Consider the following 18,666-nt stretch of genomic DNA (forward strand, 5'->3'; position numbering starts at 1 on the left):
ACTTACCCTTGGTAAAGTTCAGCGATTGGCTTTGTAATTGTGTTGTTGATTTGCATCAACAATTGGTTCATTGCTTGTTCTGTTTCCATCAATGACTTCAATTCAGCAAAAGCTTCCATTTCCTTAGCAATTCCTTGCCAGTCCATGATTTGTGCTTCATCTGGTTGTTGTCCAGCTTGCATTGCTGAGTTGATTGCAACTTGTGCTTCTTGGAAACGAGCAAAGATTGCTGCGGCTTCTTCATTGGCACGAACGGCCTTCAACGCTTCTTCCAAGTTCTTGTATTGTGGTGTGTCACGCAAGTCCTTTTCTACTGCATTTACACTATCAAAAATATTTACCATGCTATCCACCATCCTTTTTTATATACCTTAATTATGCCATATGTGGCATGAAAACACTATGACCCAAAGAGTCCTTTAACGCCATCCCAAACCTTACGTGCGCCTGATTCTACGCTACGCATCACACTATCTGCACCATCTTGAATCTGTGTACCGATATCATTCACAGACTTGTTCAGACCATTTTGTTCCTGTTCTTCTGCTTGACTGATCTTTTCGTGTATTCCTTGAACTGTGAACGGTGTTTGATTTGTATTTGGAATAACTTGTTCCAACGTGGCCTTCATTAACGGTCCAGCTGTCGCACTCAACATAATTGGCAAGTTTTGCTCACCGTTTGTCTTATCAAATCCGTTCCAAGTCACAACAACTACATCCGGTGTGTAGGCAACGGCCCATGCATCTGTTGCATTGGCTTGTGTTGAGCCTTCACCAGATACCTCAGTTGTCCCTGTCTTACCAGCGACTTTATAACCACTTGGGTTCGCAGAGACACCCGTTCCGTGTGTGTAGACACCTAACATCATTGCAGTCATATCATCGGCTACCGACTTTGACCAAACTTCAGTCTTCTTATCTTTGTGTTCGACAACCGTTTTACCCGTCGCATCCACAATTTTTGTAATGAAGTGTGCTTCACTCATTTGACCGTCATTAGCAAAACTTGTATAGGCTTGTGCTAATTCCAAAGGAGATGTTCCTTTTTCCATACCACCTAATCCCAAAGACAAATTATTGTCATCTTCAGTCACTGACAAGCCCACTTTTTTAGCAGCGTCGTATCCAACCTTAGCTCCCATTTGATCTAATAACCAAACAGCGGGAATATTGTATGACATTTCTAACGCTTGATACATCGGTACTGGTTCACTCGTTACTTCACCAGCATTATGTGGTGTGTAACGATTAGAACCAAATGACGTTACTTCATTCTTCAATTTTGACTCAATACCAAAACCACGTGACAATGCAGGTGCATAATCCACAATAGGCTTAATCGTTGATCCTGGTGAACGCTTCATCTGCGTTGCACGGTTAAATCCTCGGAAGACATGTTCACCACGCCCACCAACAACAGCACGTACACCACCAGTTTGTGCATCCATTACCACAGAGGCAGCTTGTGCTTGTCCATTCAATGGATCCAAATTAGGGTTCTCATAATTATTTTGCAAATTTTCTTGGTCTTGTTGGTTCAAACTTGTATAAATTTGATAACCATCATTCAATAATTTCGTTTCACTGATATCATAACGATTTATTGCCTCATTAATAACTGCATCAAAATATGAAGGGTAATTATAGGTTGAGTTATCAGAATCATGGTCACTTGCGCCAACAGCGTTCATTTTCAACGTATCAGCGTCTTCCTGCTTTAGCTTATCTGTGTTTACCATGTTCTGTAAAACCTGATTACGGCGATTCTGAGCCGCCTCAGGGTGTGCTACAGGGTCATAACCACCTGGGGATTGCAACATCCCCGCAATCATCGCTGCTTGATCAACACTCAAGTCCTTTGCATCAATACCAAAATACTTTTGTGCAGCATCTTGAACGCCCCAGGCACCACGACCAAAGTAGGCATTATTCAGATACATTGTTAAAATGTCATCTTTGGAATAATCTTGTTCAACTTGGATTGCCAAGAATAATTCACGAACTTTACGTTTCAACGTTTGATCTTGCGTCAAAAAGGCATTTTTAACTAATTGTTGCGTTAGGGTAGATCCACCAGCCGCGGCATTCACACCGCGTACCTTATTCAAAACTGTCGTCACTCCACCACGCACCATTCCTGGGACTGAAAAACCGTATTCTTGATAGAAACGACGATCTTCGGTTGCGATAACAGCATCCACAACATGTGGTGAAATGGCATCTAATTCAACATAGGTGCCCTTATGTCCGGCCAATGATCCGGCTTCATTATTGTTTTCATCATAAATGATTGTAGATTGTTGGAGACGTGCTTTGAGGTCACTCACATCAGTCGTTTTAGCCTCTAATGTACCTAACGCACTAATAATCAAAATAACGAGCAAGGTAATCACAATAAACCAGCGACCACCTTGATAACGACGCCACTTCTTTTTAAGCCACGCCATTGCGATTTGTAAATATTGCTTCATGCAAATTCCTCACTTATAACCAACGATTAAATCTTTCCGTTAGCTTTTTTGCTTCATCAGATGAAGGACTTGTCACATAAATCGTATCGTGACCAGCTAATGTGGCCACTACTTCTGATAATTGTGCAGCATCAATTGAAGCTGCAATTCGATTACCATTTCCTTTAGATGTTTTTAAAATCGTCATAAAATCAACCCGTACAATTTGATGTACAGATTGTTCAAATAAACGTTGTAAGACTGCTAAATTATTTTCAGGTTGCATACGTAACGTTTGATAGCGTGATGTACCATTTTGATCAGGCTGTCTGACAATATGCAATTCTTTGATGTCACGTGATACAGTTGCTTGAGTTGTTTGTACCCCCACAGCTTCTAATGCTGCCATCAACATATCTTGTGTTTCAATGGTCTGGGCAGTAATAATTTGTAAAATATGATTCTGCCGCTCTGTTTTTTTCATCGTCATCTGTAATTCCTCTACTTAGACAAACCCAATTTTTGTTTTACCACATACTATTATATTTCATATACCTTAAAAAAGTCAGAGATATTTTGTTTTATATAAAAAACGCATTATCCCGAAAGATAATGCGTTTAATAATTACATTTCCTTAGGCGCCTTAACACCTAGCAAACGTAGTGATTCAGTTAATACTTGTGAAACTGAGTTTACAAGTGCCAAACGAGCGTTTAATTCGTTGTCTTCTTGCAAAATCTTTGAGTTCGCATAGTACTTGTTGAAGGCACGTGCTAGTTGCAACGCGTACTTCGCAATAACTGATGGTTCACGGTCACGCCATGAACGTTCAACAGTTGCTGGGAATTCTCCAACCAACTTTTCAACTTCCCAAACAGCTGGGTCTGAGATAGCCAAGTGAGCGTGATCGATTTCAGGGTTACCAACCTTACGCAACAATGATTGTGCACGCGCATTTGTGTATTGCACGTATGGTCCAGTATCACCTTCGAAACGCACAACATCTTCAAGCTTAAAGTCGAAGTTTCCAATACGTTCGTTCATCAAGTCGTGGAACACAACGGCTCCAGTTCCAACTTCATGGGCAACTTGTTCCTTGTTAGCCAATGTTGGGTTCTTTTCGTCGATTTGTGCTTGAGCCAATTCAACAGAATCGTTCAAAACATCCTTCAACAAAATGATACGTCCTGAACGTGTTGATAGCTTCTTACCGTTAACAGTGATCAAACCGAATTGAATGTGTTCAACATCATCCGCCCAATCGTTACCCATCTCCTTCAAGACAGCCTTCAATTGCAAGAAGTGTTCACGTTGTTCACCACCAACGACGTACAATGACTTAACAAAGTCGTAGTTTTGCTTACGGTATGTTGCCGCTGCAAGGTCACGAGTCATGTACAGAGTTGCACCGTCAGTACGTTGGATCATCGCAACGTTCAAACCGTACTTTTCAAGGTCAACAATTTGTGCACCTTGTGATTCTTGTAGGACATTCTTTTCCTTCAATGTTTCAATCACAGGTTCCATCTTATCGTTGTAGAAAGCTTCACCGTTAAATGAATCGAATTCGATATCCAACATATCGTAAACATCCATAAATTCCTTCAATGATTCTTCACGGAACCACTTCCACAACTTAACCGCTTCAGCATCACCGTCTTCCAACTTCTTAAACCAAGCACGACCTTCATCATTCAATTCAGGTTGTGTTTCAGCTTCTTCGTGGAAACGAACGTAGTACTTTACCAAAGTGTTGATTGGGTCAGCTTGAACTTCTTCTTCTGATCCCCAACGCTTGTAAGCTGACATCAACTTACCAAATTGTGTTCCCCAATCACCCAAGTGGTTAATCTTGACTGGTTGGTAACCGTTGGCACGTGAAATTTCAGCCAATGAGTTTCCGATAACAGTTGAACGCAAGTGTCCCATTGACATTGGCTTAGCAATGTTAGGAGAAGACATGTCAATTGTCACATGTCCAGCTTCACCATTTGTGTTATGTCCAAATTGTTCGTTGTTCAAAACGGTACGCAAAATTTCTGAACCAGCAACTTGCTTGTCCAAGAAGAAGTTTACGTATGGTCCCGCAGCTTCAACCTTTTCGAAACCATCTGTGTTGATTGCTTCAGCTAATCCTTCTGCAATTTGGTTAGGCGCTTGACGACGAACCTTAGCCAACGTAAATGTTGGGAAGGCGTAATCACCCATACGACTATCCTTTGGTACTTCGACCTTTGAAAGAATATCTGCTAGATCTAATTCTGGTAAGGCTGGTTCGATTGCCGCAGCCACTTGCGTCTTAAAATCCATTATTCGGTCTCCTCTCCATTTTCTTCTTCTTCCGCTTCAGCGGCTTCTGCTGCTGCAACGTTCTTTAGTTCTTCATCTTCTTCGTCATCTTCAGCCAAAGTCAAACGTGGTGCTGGGTTGTCTGTCTTCTTCAAAATCTTTGTTTCACTCATACGTACAACGGCACGTTGGTTGTATTCGTTAACAGTTGCTGAATCTTCAGGATCGAAATCTGTAATCATCACCAATAGTGAGTTTTCGTAGATTTTTTCAACGATTCCGTCAAAATCATGTTCGAAGTTTGCGAACTTCTTTCCGTGAACATAGTCACCGATATCAAATTCTGAAGTATTTTCAATAGGTTCTTTAGCCATAGCTAGCGCCCCTTTCTTATCTCTTAAAGTAATATAAAGTCCTGATATTATAGCACAATTTAGTGTAAAAAACTACTTTGCGCCTTCAAGCTCTTGCACGATACGTTGCGCAATTGCCCAGTCATTTTCATACGGTGTGTCTACACCATCAATCTTTTGATATTCGTCCAAACCTTTACCAGCCAAAATCACAACATCATTTGGTCCAGCTGCCGCAATCGCATCCGAAATGGCCTTTGTACGATCAAATTCACGATGCACAACAACGTTACCATCGGTAATGCTTGCTTGAATTTCATCCGCAATTGCTTCTGGTGATTCAAATTGTGGATCATCACTTGTTAGGTAGACGATATCAGCGCCTTCGTTCACGGCTTGACCAATTCCTGGTCGACGTGAAACACCCTTGTTTCCAGGTGCCCCAACAACGATTGAAAGCTTTTCAACGGCTGCATTTGTCTTAGCGAATTGTAGCAAAGCCGCAACTGATGCATAGTTATGGGCATAATCAACATAGATAGTCCCATGTTCAGCGGTTGTTAATACTTGCATACGACCCGGAATCTTCACAATTTCTAGTGCATCATGCATGGCATCCGCGTCAGCACCCACCAAACGAGTCGCTAACATCGCTGCTACGGCATTCCCTTGGTTAAAGTCACCCGGCATATCTAGTTTGAAGTCACCATCAATCTTCAATGATTGTGCTTGTGGTCCGACTAGGTCGACATTAAATTCGCTACCTTGCAAAGTCTCTTCTAGTGTTGTGTAGCTAACATCAACACCGAAGCCTTGTTCGTCATTGCCACGACCATATAACCAAACACCATCACGTGGAATGAATTCGGCTGTGTGTGTCACAACATCTTCAAAGTAGGCAGAATCAGCATTGATAACTGCTTGATCAGAATGTTCTAGCAACATTTCCTTACACATCAAGTATTCTTCAAAACTAGCATGTTCATTTGGTCCAATGTGATCTTCACTGATGTTCAAGAACACCCCTACATTAAAGCGCAAACCATACACACGATCTAGCTTGTAGGCTTGTGATGATACTTCCATCACCATGTGTGTCATCTTGTTATCAACAGCCTCACGCATCCAGCGGAACAAATCAACTGATTCCGGTGTTGTTAGCTTTGCACGGTAGTGATGCTCGGCATCATTTCCTGTGATAACTTCAAGCGTTGAAGACAACGCCACACGATCACCCGTGGCTTGCTTTAGAATTTCATAGGCCATGTAAGTTGAAGATGTCTTCCCCTTTGTTCCTGTAATTCCAATTAAGCTCAATTGTTGTTGTGGATTACCATAAAAAGCCATACTCAAGATACTCATTGCAGGCATTACTTCATCAACCGTCCAAGTAGGTAGGTCAGTATCATGCACAAACCCAACTGGGGCCACAATTCCTTGCACACCCTTGGCCATGGCATCAACTAAGTATTCTGGCTTAAAATTCCCTTTGATAAACAATAATGTCCCTGTTTGGACATCATTTGAATTATAAGCTAGATGTGTAAACACCCCTTTAAAATCAGGCGTTTCTTGTAGTAAGTATTCATCTGTTAATAAATTTGTAATTTGTTCTGCCGTTAATTGCATCTGTTTTCCCCTCGTTCGCTTAACGCTCTGCCAACATCGCTAATAACGCTTTAGCTGCTCGCCCACGATGCGCATAGTCGATTCGTTCATCCACCGGCATTTCGCCCAATGTCTGCCCATTCTCAGTCACCATCAGCGCATCAATACCATTGTTTCCTCGTGCAGCTTGGGCAATTTCAACACCACCCGTTTGAACAACATCAAAGTGTTCTCCAGTTGGCGTAATTAAATAGAAATTAGCTTGTAAGTATCCTGCACGATCTATGCCATTATCTAATTGGTCTAAAATATATTGATTGATTTCATCATCGCCACGTAATTGATGCGCCTTAAATTCACGCATTGTTGTGACACCAAAATGCTCTGGAATACTTGGAATAAACAAGGCTGAATCATCCGCTAAAATATACTCATTTGGTAAAATTTTGTGGATTGTTTCTGCCTTCATTTGCATATTATAAGCCATATCCGTCTCTGATTCAGCTGGAAACTGCACCTGTTCATGCAATTCTCGATAATTAATGACTTCTTGCCCTAATAATGCAAAATATTCAGCCATTTCAGCTGTTTTATGTGAATTATTTGAGGCAATAACCAAACGCTTAATATTCATCAAATGTTAGTCCTTCCTTGTTGATCGCACGTAACGTAAACAATGATCCTGTCACAACAATCATACGATTTGTGTCACGACGAGCACGACGCGCCAAATTGATTGCTGCGGTTGAATCATCGGCTACTTCCACATTCACATTACTTTGCATCACAATTTTAGCAGCCAATTCATCAGCATGCATCCCTTCGTGATGTGCAGGTGTGACCGCAATCACTTGGTCTGTGTATGGTAGGACCATGTCTAAAATTTCACGCCAATTTTCATCTTTACGTAATCCAAGTACAAAAATTGGCTTTGCTTGTAGATGCCAAGATTTAATCGAACTCAATAAATGTTCCATTGTTGTCGTTGAATCAGCACCATCAAACAAAATATCATGCGCAGCATCATAAGTCATTCGACCTGATATCTTGAGATACGCTAATGCTTCCGCAATATTAACCAATGAAATATGAGCGCCAGTTTCTTGTAAGTAACCAATGATTTGTAAGACATTGGCTAAATTCTTTAGATGGTCACTTCCAACCACAGATAGACGCATTTCAATTCCATCATCTAATTTCAAAACCATCCCCGTCGGATCAGTTTTCATCACAGTAATCTTAGGACGACGACTATACCACACCGCATTTTTTTCGGCTGTGACTGTCTTTAATACCTTCGTCACTTCATGATGTTGTCCCGGCATATTGACGACAACTGCACCTGGTTTAATGGCACCACTCTTATCTAATGCAATAGCTGTCAGTTGATGACTTTGTGGTGTTTGCCCTGTCTTATAGTCAAAATCAATATGTGTAAAGGCCACTAATAACGTTTCTAAAATGGCATTCGTTGGATCACACATACCATCAATTCCAGCTTCAAGCACAACATACTTCACTTCTTGACGACGGAAATGTTCAATTGATACCAAAAACCACCATTCAAAACGACTTAGCGTTGTAATATCTCCACCATGACGTTTAATTTCTTCTAAAATCCGTTGGAAACTCAATACAAATTCTTCTTGGGTGATTGATTCATTATCAACCAGAATCATGTCGCAATCATTCATAATCGCTGGTGTTGTGAAACGCCCAGTTTTATAGTTGGCGGCCGTTAAAATGGCGGCTGTCATTGCGCCGGTGGCGTGCTTACCATCCGTCCCAACAATGTGAATAAATCGTAATTTTTCATCAGGTCGACCAATCCAGTCCAACACTTCACGAAGAATGTGCCAACGTTCTTGATCACCAATGTGAGCACCTTCATGACGATTCATTTGCTTGTTGATTTGCTCATATAAATCTGCGAACGGCATGTCGTGACCTCACTCTCTTATCTGAATATAGTATGCCCATTTTACCACAAGTTAATCGGTTTATCGCCAAAAGAAAAAGTATGATAGGTCTCCCTACCATACTTTTTCTAATTAATTGCCATTACATATCAAGTGACAGAATCTCTTGCGTAAATGGATTTTTCTCTGTGTCTTCATCAATCCCTGTCACCATCGTAATCAAGGCACGATGATTAACAAAAGTTGTTGGCGCATCTCCACCGTATTCCCCATCTAAATTGATACGAACAGGTGCAGTATTTGTTGAAAGCGGCGTGATTTTAACTTGTGATGATTTAACATACAGCAAATTCTCGTCATCGACGTGCTTTCCTTGTAGTGCTTCTGTAACTAATACCAACAGCTCATTCAGCTTGGTTGTTTTCACAACCAGTAACGTAAAGTTACCATCATCTAAACGAGCATCTGGTACCAATTGCTCAAATCCACCTACGGAATTTGTTAAGGCTAAGAAGAACATTGAGGCTGGTCCTCGATATGTTCCACCATCATACTCAACTTCAATATCCATTGGATGAACTTGTGGTAACATCTCTGCTGCCTTTAGCACATACGCCAAATAGCCATACATTGACTTTTGCTTTGATGGTACCGAATATGTCAATTCTGACAAAGTACCACCCGCTGCAATATTAACAAAGTAATTGTCGTTTGCTTGCCCAATATCCATACGTGCTGCGCGCCCTTTAAGGATAACCTCAGCGGCTTCCAAGGGGCTATCACGTGGAATGTGCAACGCACGCGCGTAATCATTCGTTGTTCCAGCTGGAATAATGGCCAAAAGAGGTGGATTATCTAAACTGGCAATTCCGTTCACAACTTCATTAATCGTCCCGTCACCACCAGCCGCAACAATCAACTCAAATCCATCGTTTGCTGCACGAAGTGCTTCATTACGTGCTGAGTCTTCTTCAGCAGTAGTCGCAAATGCACTGGTTTCATAACCGGCCGTTTCATACACGTTTAAAATATCTACCAAGTCACGACGAATTGCTTCGCGGCCTGATGTCGGATTATAAATAATACGTGCTCGCTTCATCATACTAGTTCTCCTAAATCATCAGTATTTAACTGACTGTCATGTTAACTAGTATGCGAGCTGAACCTTAAATTAGGCTGGCTTGCGAGCTGACAATTCAGTCATCAAGATATCATTTACCACATTTGGATTAGCATTTCCCTTAGTTGCCTTCATGATTTGTCCAACCAAGAAGCCAACCGCACGGTCCTTACCATTATGGAAGTCCACAATTGATTGTTCATTAGCATCCAAAATACCAGCAATAATTGGTTGCAATTCTGCTGGATCTGACATTTGCTTCAAACCATTTGCTTCAACGAATTCACCAGGGTTTTCTCCCTTAGTAATCGCTGTAAAGACACGCTTAGCCATCTTGGTTGAGATTGTACCATCATCAATCAAGTTAATCATTTGGGCCAAGTGTGCTGGCGTCAATGCTGTTTCTTGTAGGTCCAATTGCTTTTCGTTCAAGTAGGCATTTACATCACCCATCAAGGAGTTAGCTGCACGCTTAGGGTTTGCTCCTTCAACGACTGTTGCGTCAAAGAAGTTCGCCATTTCTAGTGTTTGTGTCAACACTTCTGCGTCGTAAGCTTCTAATCCCAATTCAGAGACGTAACGTTCACGACGGACAGGTGCTGATTCAGGCAACTTAGCCGCAACTTCAGCTAACCAAGCATCTGTTACATGAACAGGTGCCAAATCAGGTTCTGGGAAGTAACGGTAATCATCCGCTGTTTCCTTTTCACGCATCAAGATTGTTTCACCAGTTGATTCATCAAAACGACGTGTTTGTTGCTTGATTGTACCACCAGCCATGTAAATCTTAGCTTGACGGTTTTCTTCAAAAATCAATCCCTTACGTACGTAGTTAAATGAGTTCAAGTTCTTCAATTCGACCTTTGTACCATGTTCCTTAGAACCGACTGGGCGAATAGAGATGTTAGCGTCAACACGCATTGATCCTTCTTGCATCTTAACGTCAGAAATTCCTGTAAATTGGATGGCTTGACGCAAAGCTTCCAAATAAGCGTAAGCTTCATCTGGTGTGTGCAAATCAGGTGCTCCAACAATTTCAATCAAAGGAGTTCCTTGACGGTTCAAATCCACATATGAATAACCATCATCAGCGTGGGTGTTCTTACCCGCATCTTCTTCAACGTGCATTTCAGTAATTCCAACACGCTTTGTTTCACCATCAATCGTGATGTCCAACCAACCATTTTGACCAATTGGTGTTTCACTTTGTGTGATTTGGTAAGCCTTTGGATTGTCTGGGTAGAAGTAGTTCTTACGGTCCCATGTTAGGTCACGTGTTACTTCGGCGTTCAAGGCTGTTGCCGCCATCATTCCAGCTTCCAAAGCACCTTGGTTAGCTGATGGCAAAACACCTGGGTAACCCCAGTCAATGACGTTAGTGTTTTGGTTCGCTTCAGCACCATATTGCACAGGTGATGGTGACATTGCTTTTGAGTTTGTCTTTAATTCGACGTGGACTTCAAGTCCAATCGTTGTTTCAAAATTTGGCACGGCCATTAGTTGGCACCTCCTGGTACTTTTTCAAATAAGCGGGTTGCTTGTTCAAACGCATAACCAGCTTGGTAAATCTTTTCTTCGTTAAAGGCGTCCGCAATCAATTGCATTCCAACTGGCAATCCATTGCTGAATCCAGCATTAATTGACATTCCTGGCAATCCAGCCATGTTAACTGGGATTGTCAACGCATCGTTCATGTAAGTTACTTCTGGATCGTCTGGGTTTTCACCAAAGTCATAAGCAACACTTGGCGCTGTTGGTCCGACAATCAAATCGTATTCTGAGAATACCTTCTTAAAGTCATTAGCCAACAATGTACGTACTTGTGCAGCCTTCTTGTAGAACTTGTCGTATGAACCAGCTGACAATGAGTATGTTCCAAGCATAATACGACGCTTAACTTCATCCCCAAATCCTTCAGAACGGCTCTTGATGTATAGTTCTTCTAGGTTCTTGATATCTTCAGCACGGTAACCGTAACGAATACCATCAAAACGTTGTAGATTTGATGATGCTTCAGCTGATGCAAGAATGTAGTAGGCCGCCACACCGTAACGTGTGTGTGGCAATGAAACTGTATCCACAGTTGCACCCAATGCCTTCAATTGTTCAATGGCATTGTGGACAACCTCCTTAACGTCTTCATGAATTCCGGCTCCGAAGTATTCTTCTGGTACCGCAATCTTCATACCTGTTAAGTCGTTTCCCAAGTTAGCTGTGTAATCAGGCACAGCCAAGTGAGAACTTGTTTGGTCATTCGCATCGTGTCCAGCAATAGCACCCAAGACATGGGCGTTATCCTTAACCGTACGTGTCAAAACTCCAACTTGGTCAAATGATGACGCAAAGGCAATAACACCCCAACGTGATACACGACCGTAGGTTGGCTTCATTCCAACAATACCGTTGAATGCAGCAGGTTGACGAACAGATCCACCAGTGTCAGTTCCAAGTGCATATGGTACTTGACCAGCGGCAACTGCAACGGCTGAACCACCAGATGATCCACCAGGCACCTTAGTTGTGTCCCAAGCATTCTTTGTGTTCTTGAAGTATGATGTTTCAGTTGTTGAACCCATGGCAAATTCGTCCAAGTTCAACTTACCAACACCAACGGCACCACGTTGTGCCAACATGTCTGTTACTGTTGATTCGTAAATTGGTGTGAAGTTAGCCAACATCTTTGATGCAGCAGTCGTTAACACATTCTTTGTTACGATGTTGTCTTTAATTCCGTAAGGAATACCTGACAAAACGTCATCAACGTCAATTCCCTTGGCATCTAGTTCACGAGCTTGAGCCAACGCTTCTTCCTTCATTACAGTAATGAAAGCCGCAAATGTTTCATCTGTCGCAGCGATGTTATCAAGTGTTGCTTCAACTAATGCTTCAGCAGTAATTTCCTTGTTTACAAGTTGCGCATGCAACGTTTCTAAATCAGTTGTTAAGTAGTTCATTAGTTACTTGCCCCTCCTTCAAGAATGGCTGGCACCTTAATGTAGTCACCCTTACGTTCAGGTGCATTTGCCAACAATTCTTCTGCTTGTCCTGCGTTTACCGCTTCGTCAGCACGCAAAGTCATTTGTAGGTCAGTTGGGCTGTATGTTGGCTTAACACCAGTTGTATCAACCCCTTCAAGCATGAAGACCACATCAAAAATCTTTTCCAAATGGTCAGTCATGATATCTGTTTCTTCCGCTGTTAATTCTAATTTTGATAAAGCAGCGACATTTTGTACTTCTTCAGCACTCAAGCTTTGTTCATTCATTATCTTGTGCTCCTCTGTAATTTTAATTTTTAATCGTTTTTAACGTGGTAAAAAGCGTAGGCCCTTTGGATAGAAGTTCTTCATCTGTCCATTCACATACTTTCCAAAGCCGACACCATTCCCATTAAACGTTAAGATGTACCAACCATTGACCAAGTCTTGATTAGTCATCATAAAGGTATCACCATGCACGTACGCTGCCCATTGTTCTTGGGTTAACGCTACCGCATGTTGAAAAGCATCACTTGGCATAGCTAAGGCTAAGGCCAAACTTGGTTCAAAACGCTTTTTCTTAAAAGTTCCCAAGTGCAGACCCGCACGTAATACTTGTAAATTATTCAAGTCTGGTGCGTCCACTGGTAATGCATATAATTGGTCACCAAATGCGTGTAATACACGGTTTAGCGGCGTAACTAATTGATTATCAGCAAAATCTGTCCACAGTTCTTGTTGTTCTTTCGTCAGATTACTTTTCGCTAGCTTAGGTTCACGAACATCACTTTCAGCGTCTGCTTTATGCAACTTGGCCATAAAATGTCCTTCACCAGAAACATGGTGTGGGAATAGACGCACAGTATCCGCTAATGCAGGATTACCATCTGCCCATTCTGGACGCCCAGCATCAACACCTTCTGGCATATCAACAGGTACAACACTGAATTCTGGATACTCAGCCAACAGCCAAGCAATGACTTGTTCGTCTTCTTCTGGCGCAAAGGTACATGTTGAATATACAAGCGTTCCCCCTGGCTTTAGCATCGTAATGGTATCCGTTAAGATATCTTTTTGACGATCAGCATTTTCTTGTGGGTAATCTGCCGTCCAATAATCAACGGCATCATGGTCCTTTCGGAACATACCTTCCCCTGAACAAGGCGCATCCAAAACAATCGTATCGAAATATTCCGGGAAATGTTTCGCCAAAGTTGTAGCATCGTGATTCGTCACAAGAGCATTTTGAACACCAAAACGTTCCATGTTTTCACTTAAAATCCCTGCGCGTTTACGGCTAATTTCATTTGAGATCAATAACCCTTCTTGTTGCATAAATGCCGCAAGATGCGTTGATTTACCTCCTGGTGCTGCGGCTAAATCCAAAACGCGTTGTCCTGGTTTTGGTGCAGCTAATTCAGCGACTAATTGCGCTGAAGGTTCTTGAGAATAGATAACACCTGTCGTATGGTCCACTGAATGTCCATTAACTTGGCCATAAAAGCCAAAACGACTCCAAGGAATTGCTTCCCCTGAGTCGGTATCAAATGGGTTTGGATTTGCTTTCAATGGATTCACACGGTAGGCTTTGCTGGCTGGCTCATGTAGAGCCGCAAAAAAATCATCTGCGTCATCACCAAGCAATGCTTGGTATTTGGTCACAAATGCATCAGGTAAAACTAACATGCCAGACCTCCTTTAAAACGTGAATTCTTTTTCAGTTTAACATATTTAGCGCCTTTTCGGCACGTTTGCTATAGAAATAAAAGCAACTTTCATGACATTTTATGTGTATTTATACTGACGATACCTATACCATTAACCCGCTTTATTAAAATAAGTTCAATAGCCAAAAAAGAACTACTAACATCTTATGTGCTAGTAGTTCCTGACAATTACTTATCCATTTCGTAGAAAAGAATTTGTCCATTACGAACAGTTACTTTCAGAGCGTTCTTTTGATCACCCTTTTCTAACGTCTTCTTTTCTTTTAGCTTATCTTTTTGGTCGTGATATTCTTTTTCAGATTCATCATCTCCAAAGACAGCTTCATCTTCGTAGCCATAGTTGACACTTTCAAAATCAACGCGTTCATCTTCTTCACTAAACTTAGTCATGTGAACATAGGCATCGTCAAAATCACCTGACTTCAAGTTAAATCCTGGTGCTTGCACACGTGACAAGTTCACACTACCATCACGGATATCGATTTGGCTAGCTTCTGTTACCTTAACGTATGATCCGTATACATAAGCATCACGCCCCGTAAACTTCAATGACTTTAACGTGACATCATCCATTGCCAAACGTCCATCCTTAGTCGTCATTTCTAATGACTCACCCTTAAACTCATGTAAGTTCAATCCACCACGACCAGTTGTTGTTTTTGTCTTTTTGGCAGAAATACCATCAATAACAATTCCACCATCTTCCATTGATAAGTTCAATTCATCAATGTTAGTTCCTGTAGGCACAGTAACTAGGGCAGAATATTGGAAGGCCTCTGGTGTTGATAAGAAGACACCACGTAAGACTGATTCATCCTTCAATGTATCAACCGTTAAACGATCATCCTTTTTTGTCGCAGTGGCTTGTTGCCCGTCGACAGCCCAGGTTGTCACTGACCATTCAGAACCTTCAACAATACGAACCATTCCTGCATTGGCATTTACAGTTAGATTTTTTACATCTTTAAATACTTCTTTATTTTGGCGCACAGTCACTAGCTTAGGACCTTTGTCCCAACCAAAATCAAAGTTGGCTTTGTTAGCTGACCCAATCATCATCGCTGCACCAGCAGCAACGATGACACCACCAATAATTAACGGTTTCTTCAACTTAAACATTAGTTTTGTCCTCCTTCTACTGGTTGCTTATCGCGACGAGCGACAAAACGACGACCAATCCACTTCATGAATTGCATGAAGACGTCAAACAACCATTGCGTAATATTCAACACAATTGGTGTCATAACGATTGTTAATCCTGTCATCAACAATCCCAATCCCATGAAGAAAATTCCAGTCGCAATTGATTGTGATAACAATGTTGCACCAAAAATCAATGCGGCAACACCTCCGGCTAAGACCCCAACCACTCCGGCATAGATTCCTAATACAATCATCAAGAAGAAGAAGAAACCAAGCCCAAGCATGAACAACACACCGATGGCAACTGGAATCAAAATTGGACTTGCAAACAATCCCAAAATAATCAACCAAATCATACGTGTACGTTGCTTTGTACGTTGTTGTGGTGTCACGTTTTGACTTTCTGGCGCATCGTCTAAGTCCATGAAGTATTCTAGGCGAATGTTACGTGCAAATTGCTTTGGCGTTCCATATTTCGCTTCTACTTCGGCCATTGTCATACCAGATTCAAGCACTTGCTCTTTATAAAATTGAAACATTTCTTCTTGTTCAGCGACAGGTACACCGCTCAAGTAGCTTTCAACTTCCGTAAAATATTGATCAATCATTTTGCTCTTCCTCCAATAACAATGTATTCACAGACGTTCGGAAATGCTTCCAAGCCGCTTGAATTTCTACTAAGTGCGCACGCCCTTCATCAGTAATTTGATAGTAACGACGAATACGACCTTCATAAGGTTCATCGTAATTAATTAAGTAATTATTTTTTTTCAAACGACGTAATACGGGATACATCGTTGATTCACTAACATTCATGTGTTCTTGCATTGTCTTCGTAATCACATAACCGTAGGTATCTTCCTTGGCCAATATCGCCAAGACTGTACCATCTAGTACAACTGTGGGGACTTGAATATCCATAAGCACTCCTTCAATACTGTTTTCTATATACTATATATTACACCGTGTATAGTAGTGGGTCAAGCACAATATAACCTTAATTTTTCTGCCATACTGTAGCATATAAAAAGACCGATATACCAACGTTAGTCAGTAATCGGCCCTCTATTTTTACTTCAAAATATTATCAATTGCAGTCAATTCATCTGCAGTAAATGACAAGTTTTGCATTGCTGCAATGTTAGCTTGCAAGTGCTTTGATGACGTTGCACCAAACACCAATGAACCAACACGTGGGTCCTTCAACAACCAAGCCATAGCCATTTGTGCCAATGATTGGTTACGGTTCTTAGCCAATTCGTTCAATTCATTCAATTGCTTAACAGCCTTTTCAGGGTTTTCAGCAATAAAGGCATTTGAACGGTGCAATGGCATGTCAGCTGGGATACCGTCTAGGTAACGATCAGTCAACAAACCTTCAGCCAATGGTCCATAGGCAATCAAACCAGCATGGTGTTCGTCCAAGATATCCAACATGTTGTCCTTTTCTGCTTCACGGTTCAACATGTTATATGACATTTGGTTACCAATAAATGGTGTGTGCAATTCTTCAAAGATTTCAGCAATTGCGGCTGTTTGTTCAGCAGTGTAATTAGAAACCCCAATGTACAAAGCCTTACCTTGACGAACCAACAAATCCAAAGCTTCCGCTGTTTCGCGCAAGTTTGTTTCTGGATCCCAACGGTGTGCGTAGAAAATGTCAACATAATCCAAGTGCATACGTTGCAATGAAAGGTCTAATGCGTTTGTCAAAGTCTTCTTACTTGAGAATTCTCCGTAAGGTCCTGGCCACATGTGGTAACCAGCCTTTGTTGTAATAACCAATTCATTACGGTAAGGCTTCAAGTCACTCTTGTAAACCGCACCAAATGTGTCTTCAGCAGTTCCATTTGATGGTCCGTAATTTGACGCGTGGTCAAATGAAAAGATTCCATTATCAAATGCTTCCAAAATAACACTCTTTGAATCAGCAAGTGGACGTTGGTCACCCATGTTACGCCAGAATCCCAAACTCAAATCAGGCAAAATTAACCCTGAGTCTGAAACACGACGATAAGGCATCTTTTCGTAACGATCTTCTTGTGCAGCATAAACCATATTAACTACTTCCTTTTCCTTAAATGATTTTTATTGTTTTTTATTTAGATGAAATGTATCTGGATCATTTTGTGCAATGCGTAATTTATCCAATGAAATTTCTTCATGAATATCATGAATTGCACGAGCCAATACTGGCGCAACTGATAGGACATCTAATTTATCAGATTGGTTTTCTGGCGTGATGGCGTTTGTATCTGTCACGATAATCTTCGTCACATTTTCATCAGCCGCCAAACGTGCACCTGCACGCTTAGAGAATACCGCATGTGTCGCAACAACGTAAACATCCGTTGCACCATTTTCGTGCAATGCTTTCGCTGTGATTGCCATACGTTCACCGGTATCAATAATGTCATCAATGATGATGGCACGACGACCAGCAACATCTCCCACAATTGCATCTGGAGAAGATGGGTTTGTCTTCGCCACATGATCATTCACAACACCCCAAGGTGCGTCCAAGAATTCCGCGAAGCGACGTGCACGACCAGCTCCAGTATGGTCTGGTGAGACCACAACTAGATTTTCTGTTAAGTCATGGGCCACAAAGTATTCAGCTAACAATGGAGCGGCACGCAACAAGTCAACTGGAATATTGAAGAATCCTTGAATTTGGTCAGCGTGGAAATCAATTGAAACCGCACGATCAACACCATTCATTTCAAGTAATGACGCAATTAGCTTAGCTGTGATTGCTTCACGGGCCTTAGCCTTACGATCAGAACGTCCATATCCATAATATGGAATAACAACGTTAATTGTACGTGCTGATGCACGACGTAATGCATCAATCAAAATCATGATTTCCATGAAACTATCATTAGCTTCACCTGAAATTGATGAGATGACAAAGACATCATCTCCACGAATACTTTCTAAGACACGTTCATAGATTTCACCATCTGAAAAAGTTTTAATTTCAACTTCTCCTAAGGCAATGCCCATTTCACGAACCGTTGCTTCTGCTAGTTCACGACTCACGGACAAACCAAAGACTTTTAATTTAGACTCCACGA

General features: G+C 41.5%; 18 protein-coding genes. All 18 read right to left on the bottom strand.

Translation table 11 applies throughout. The annotated features are described in order from the left end of the window. Positions 1 to 2 precede the first annotated feature (2 nt). Positions 3 to 344 carry a YlbF family regulator gene (locus WS08_RS04305; RefSeq protein WP_009496360.1) on the bottom strand — a complete coding sequence of 114 codons (342 nt, stop codon included), beginning with the start codon at positions 342 to 344 and terminating at the stop codon, positions 3 to 5. Positions 345 to 400: 56 nt separating this feature from the next. Further along, positions 401 to 2,473, bottom strand: coding sequence for a PBP1A family penicillin-binding protein (locus tag WS08_RS04310; RefSeq protein WP_009496359.1), 2,073 nt, complete (start codon positions 2,471 to 2,473; stop codon positions 401 to 403). Between the two features lie 13 nt (positions 2,474 to 2,486). Beyond that, positions 2,487 to 2,942, bottom strand: coding sequence for an arginine repressor (locus WS08_RS04315; RefSeq protein WP_009496358.1), 456 nt, complete (start codon positions 2,940 to 2,942; stop codon positions 2,487 to 2,489). Positions 2,943 to 3,077: 135 nt separating this feature from the next. Beyond that, positions 3,078 to 4,763: an arginine--tRNA ligase gene (gene argS / locus WS08_RS04320; RefSeq protein WP_009496357.1), complete on the bottom strand. Its 1,686-nt coding sequence runs from the start codon at positions 4,761 to 4,763 to the stop codon at positions 3,078 to 3,080. Continuing rightward, positions 4,763 to 5,116: a hypothetical protein gene (locus WS08_RS04325; protein ID WP_009496356.1), complete on the bottom strand. Its 354-nt coding sequence runs from the start codon at positions 5,114 to 5,116 to the stop codon at positions 4,763 to 4,765. The genes argS and WS08_RS04325 overlap by 1 nt, the downstream gene beginning before the upstream one ends. Before the next feature lie 72 nt (positions 5,117 to 5,188). Beyond that, a complete protein-coding gene (locus WS08_RS04330) occupies positions 5,189 to 6,724 on the bottom strand; it encodes a UDP-N-acetylmuramoyl-L-alanyl-D-glutamate--2,6-diaminopimelate ligase (protein WP_009496355.1) in 1,536 nt (511 codons plus the stop codon). Positions 6,725 to 6,743: 19 nt separating this feature from the next. Further along, entirely contained in the window at positions 6,744 to 7,337 is a 594-nt protein-coding gene (locus WS08_RS04335; RefSeq protein WP_009496354.1) for a non-canonical purine NTP pyrophosphatase, read from the bottom strand. Next, a complete protein-coding gene (locus tag WS08_RS04340) occupies positions 7,327 to 8,643 on the bottom strand; it encodes a bifunctional folylpolyglutamate synthase/dihydrofolate synthase (RefSeq protein ID WP_009496353.1) in 1,317 nt (438 codons plus the stop codon). Before WS08_RS04340 ends, WS08_RS04335 begins: the two co-directional genes overlap by 11 nt. A 121-nt stretch (positions 8,644 to 8,764) precedes the next feature. Continuing rightward, positions 8,765 to 9,724, bottom strand: a complete 960-nt coding sequence (locus WS08_RS04345; protein WP_009496352.1) for a diacylglycerol kinase — start codon at positions 9,722 to 9,724, stop codon at positions 8,765 to 8,767. Positions 9,725 to 9,793: 69 nt separating this feature from the next. Then, positions 9,794 to 11,239, bottom strand: a complete 1,446-nt coding sequence (gene gatB, locus WS08_RS04350; RefSeq protein WP_038528472.1) for an Asp-tRNA(Asn)/Glu-tRNA(Gln) amidotransferase subunit GatB — start codon at positions 11,237 to 11,239, stop codon at positions 9,794 to 9,796. Continuing rightward, the gene (gene gatA / locus WS08_RS04355) at positions 11,239 to 12,696 is read right to left on the bottom strand and encodes an Asp-tRNA(Asn)/Glu-tRNA(Gln) amidotransferase subunit GatA (RefSeq protein WP_009496350.1); all 1,458 of its coding nucleotides are present in this window, start codon (positions 12,694 to 12,696) and stop codon (positions 11,239 to 11,241) included. The genes gatB and gatA overlap by 1 nt, the downstream gene beginning before the upstream one ends. Next, the gene (gene gatC / locus WS08_RS04360; RefSeq protein ID WP_009496349.1) at positions 12,696 to 13,007 is read right to left on the bottom strand and encodes an Asp-tRNA(Asn)/Glu-tRNA(Gln) amidotransferase subunit GatC; all 312 of its coding nucleotides are present in this window, start codon (positions 13,005 to 13,007) and stop codon (positions 12,696 to 12,698) included. The genes gatA and gatC overlap by 1 nt, the downstream gene beginning before the upstream one ends. Before the next feature lie 39 nt (positions 13,008 to 13,046). Continuing rightward, entirely contained in the window at positions 13,047 to 14,405 is a 1,359-nt protein-coding gene (locus WS08_RS04365) for an RsmB/NOP family class I SAM-dependent RNA methyltransferase (protein WP_009496348.1), read from the bottom strand. A 209-nt stretch (positions 14,406 to 14,614) separates the two neighbouring features. Continuing rightward, positions 14,615 to 15,565 (bottom strand): DUF4097 family beta strand repeat-containing protein, encoded by a 951-nt coding sequence (locus tag WS08_RS04370; protein WP_009496347.1) that lies wholly within the window; start codon positions 15,563 to 15,565, stop codon positions 14,615 to 14,617. Then, complete coding sequence (locus tag WS08_RS04375) at positions 15,565 to 16,197, bottom strand: HAAS signaling domain-containing protein (protein ID WP_009496346.1); 633 nt, start codon at positions 16,195 to 16,197, stop codon at positions 15,565 to 15,567. The genes WS08_RS04370 and WS08_RS04375 overlap by 1 nt, the downstream gene beginning before the upstream one ends. Then, complete coding sequence (locus tag WS08_RS04380) at positions 16,190 to 16,510, bottom strand: PadR family transcriptional regulator (RefSeq protein ID WP_009496345.1); 321 nt, start codon at positions 16,508 to 16,510, stop codon at positions 16,190 to 16,192. The genes WS08_RS04375 and WS08_RS04380 overlap by 8 nt, the downstream gene beginning before the upstream one ends. 150 nt (positions 16,511 to 16,660) lie before the next feature. Then, positions 16,661 to 17,647 (bottom strand): aldo/keto reductase, encoded by a 987-nt coding sequence (locus WS08_RS04385; protein ID WP_009496344.1) that lies wholly within the window; start codon positions 17,645 to 17,647, stop codon positions 16,661 to 16,663. A gap of 30 nt (positions 17,648 to 17,677) precedes the next feature. Then, positions 17,678 to 18,664: a ribose-phosphate diphosphokinase gene (locus tag WS08_RS04390; protein ID WP_009496343.1), complete on the bottom strand. Its 987-nt coding sequence runs from the start codon at positions 18,662 to 18,664 to the stop codon at positions 17,678 to 17,680. Positions 18,665 to 18,666 lie beyond the last annotated feature (2 nt).

This window comes from Weissella tructae (genome assembly GCF_000732905.1).
GTDB lineage: Bacteria > Bacillota > Bacilli > Lactobacillales > Lactobacillaceae > Weissella > Weissella tructae.